The sequence below is a fragment of the Erythrobacter sp. genome (genome assembly GCF_023653175.1).
GTDB lineage: Bacteria > Pseudomonadota > Alphaproteobacteria > Sphingomonadales > Sphingomonadaceae > Erythrobacter.
Genome location: NZ_JAMNXL010000275.1, coordinates 1 through 3,069 on the forward strand (window position 1 = coordinate 1; position 3,069 = coordinate 3,069).

Here is a 3,069-nt window from a genome sequence, read left to right on the forward strand (position 1 = left end):
CCCGCCCGCGCGGTCAGGGCCCCCGCGCGATCGGCGATCTCATGCCCGAGATCGGCCGGACCGCCTTTCGCCGTTTCGGCTTCGTGCAAAGCTCGGTCGTCACCCGCTGGCCCGAGATCGTCGGCCCGCGCCACGCCCGCGTGTGCAGCCCCGAGGCGATCCGCTTTCCCCCGGGCGAGAAGGCCGAAGGTATCCTCCAACTGGTGGTGATCCCCGCCCATGCGCCGCTCATCACCCAGGTGATCCCCGAGATCATCGAGCGGGTGAACCGCTTCTTCGGCTACCGCGCGGTCGCCCGGGTCAAGCTGCGCCACGGGGCGGTGACCCCGCCCGCCGACAGCCGCGCCGCCAAGCCCCCGCCCTCGCTGAAGCCGATCCCGCTGGAATTGGGCGACAGCTTGCGCGATATCGGCGACCCGGAACTGCGCACCGTGCTCGAATCGCTCGCCCGCAGCCTCTCGAACAGCGAAAACCCGATCCCACCGGAAGACGACCTCGCATGATCAAACCCCTTCTTCTTGCCGCCGCCGCGCTCGCTCTGGCCACCGGCGTTGCCTCGGCGCAAGACCTCTCGCGCCCCGACAGCGCCTTTGCACCCAAGCCCAAGTCGGCCAACTGGCAGAACACCATCACCCGCACCGAGCGCGGCCACCTGATCGGCAACCCCGAGGCGGCCACCCGGCTGGTCGAGTTCATCAGCTACACCTGCCCGCACTGCGCCGATTTCGCCGCACGCGGCGAGCCCGCGCTCGATGTGGTGCTCCTCGGCCCCGGCAAGCTCACCGTCGAGGTGCGGCCGGTGATCCGCAACGGTCTCGACCTTGCGGTGACGCTGCTCGCCAATTGCGGCGATCCGGCGCAGTTCAAGGTCCGCCACCGCGCGCTGATCCTCGCCCAGGCCGACTGGCTCGGCAAGGCGCTCGCCGCCCCGCAGAGCCAGCAGGCGATCTGGCAGCGTGGCGACAAGGCCGGGCGTCAGAACGCCGCGAGCGCGCTGGGGCTCACCGCGATGCTGGCGGCCAAGGGGCAATCCAAGGCCGAGCTCGACTCCTGCATCGCCAACGATGCCGCCGCCCAGAAGCTGCTACGCAACGACGACGCCGACGCGGCCGAATTCGGCGTCAACAGCACGCCCAGCTTCGCGATGGACGGCAAGCTGCTCGCCGAGGTCCACAACTGGGAGGCGCTTTACCCGCTGCTGCGCGACCGCTTCACCGCGAAGGCCGACTGACGCGCCCACAGATTGTTCACACCCCAAGCGCAGCCATGCTTGCTGGCGACGCGCGTGCGGGGCTATCCTCCCGACCCTTAGCGAAAGCCCGAGGAATACACGATGACCCTGACCCGCCTCTTCTCGCTCTGCCTTGCCGCCCTCGCACCGCTTCTGCTCGCGGCATGCGGCGGGGAAACCGCTTCCGACGAGGCCAGCAGCGAGCCGCTGCCGATCGTCGCGCCGCCTGCGGGCACGACCTGGGCGCAGAAGGTCGCCACCACCGAAAGGGGCGGCTACCTCGTCGGCAACCCCGACGCGCCGCTCAAGCTGGTCGAATATGGCTCGCTCACCTGCCCGGCCTGCGCACGCTTTTCCGAAGAGGCGATGAAGCCCTTGATGGAGACCTACGTCAATTCGGGCCGGGTCAGCTTCGAATTCCGCAGCTTCGTGATCCACGGCTCGCTCGACCTTGCGCTCACCCGCCTGATCGGCTGCTCGGCGCCCGAGGCCGCGATGCCGCTTGCCGACCAGATCTGGGCCAACCTCGGTCCGATCCAGCAGCGCGCCTTTGCCAACGAATCAGCCGTCGCCGATCTCAACAAGTTCCCTGAGAACGAACGGTTCGTGCGCTACGGAGAGCTGACCGGCCTCTACGAATTCTTCGCCGCGCGCGGGATCAGCGAAGATCAGGCGCGCGCCTGCATGGCCGATTTCGCCAGCTTGGAGAAAATCGCGAAGGTCTCGGAAAGCTACAGCACCGAAGACAACATCAGCCAGACCCCGACCTTCGTGCTCAATGGCAACAAGGTCGAAGGCAGCTCCTGGGCCGAGCTCGAACCCCGGCTTCAGCGCGCCGGCGCGCGCTGAAGCTGACGGGCGGGGGCGCCAAGACCGAAGATGCAGATCCACCGGCTCAAGCTGAGCGGCTTCAAGAGCTTCGTCGAGCCGGCGGAACTGCGCATCGAGCCCGGACTGACCGGCGTCGTCGGCCCCAATGGCTGCGGCAAATCGAACCTCCTCGAAGCGATCCGCTGGGTCATGGGGGAGACCTCGGCCAAGTCGATGCGCTCGGGCGGCATGGAGGACGTGATCTTCGCGGGCACCTCCACCCGCCCCCCGCGCGACTTTGCCGAAGTGGTGCTCCACGCCGCGGATGACAGCGGGGAGGAGCTGGTCGTCACCCGCCGGATCGAGCGTGGCGCGGGCTCCGCCTACCGCGTCAATGGCCGCGACGTGCGCGCCAAGGACGTGGCGCTGACCTTCGCCGATGCCGCGACCGGCGCGCATTCCCCTGCGCTGGTCAGCCAGGGCAAGATCGCGCAGGTGATCGCCGCCAAGCCCGCCGAGCGCCGCGCGATGCTGGAAGAAGCTGCGGGGATCGCGGGGCTGCACGTCCGGCGCAAGGACGCCGAAAGCAAGCTGCGCGCCGCCGAGACCAACCTCGCGCGGCTCGAGGACCTGATGGCGGGGCTCGACGCGCAGATCGCTTCGCTGAAGCGCCAGGCGCGGCAAGCCGAGCGCTACACCGATCTCACCCGCCAGATTCAGGCCGCAGAGGCGCGGCTGCTCTTCGCCCGCTGGCGCGAGGCCGCCGCCGCCGCCAAGGCCGCGCGCGCCGCGGCCGAGGGTGCCGAGGCGCGGGTCGCTGAAGCGCAGAAGGCGGTGGAAGTGGTGCAGGCCGAGCAGGCCGAGGCCGCCCATGCGCTTGCCGCAGCGCGCGACGAACTCGCCGACCGCCGCGACGATGCATCGGCCCACGGGCACCGTATGGCCGCGCTCGCCGAAAAGCTCGATGCCGCCGAAACCCGGCTTCGCGATCTGACACGCCAGCGGACGCGGCTCGAGGAAGACCGCTC

The 3,069-nt window shown here is 69.6% G+C and carries 4 protein-coding genes; all 4 read left to right on the forward strand.

The features are described 5' to 3' along the window. Positions 1 to 503 (forward strand): DUF721 domain-containing protein (locus tag NBV68_RS18785; RefSeq protein ID WP_296312966.1); only part of this gene is annotated, 503 nt, incomplete at its 5' end. Beyond that, positions 500 to 1,231, forward strand: a complete 732-nt coding sequence (locus NBV68_RS18790) for a thioredoxin domain-containing protein (RefSeq protein ID WP_296312969.1) — start codon at positions 500 to 502, stop codon at positions 1,229 to 1,231. The genes NBV68_RS18785 and NBV68_RS18790, both read left to right, overlap by 4 nt. Before the next feature lie 102 nt (positions 1,232 to 1,333). Then, positions 1,334 to 2,080, forward strand: a complete 747-nt coding sequence (locus tag NBV68_RS18795; RefSeq protein WP_296312972.1) for a thioredoxin domain-containing protein — start codon at positions 1,334 to 1,336, stop codon at positions 2,078 to 2,080. A 30-nt stretch (positions 2,081 to 2,110) separates the two neighbouring features. Next, positions 2,111 to 3,069 (forward strand): AAA family ATPase (locus NBV68_RS18800; protein ID WP_296312975.1); only part of this gene is annotated, 959 nt, incomplete at its 3' end.

Bases quoted from the DNA above. Each gene is read 5' to 3' on its own strand.
- NBV68_RS18790 (WP_296312969.1), top strand. From the start codon at position 500: ATGATCAAACCCCTTCTTCTTGCCGCCGCCGCGCTCGCTCTGGCCACC.
- NBV68_RS18795 (WP_296312972.1), top strand. From the start codon at position 1,334: ATGACCCTGACCCGCCTCTTCTCGCTCTGCCTTGCCGCCCTCGCACCG.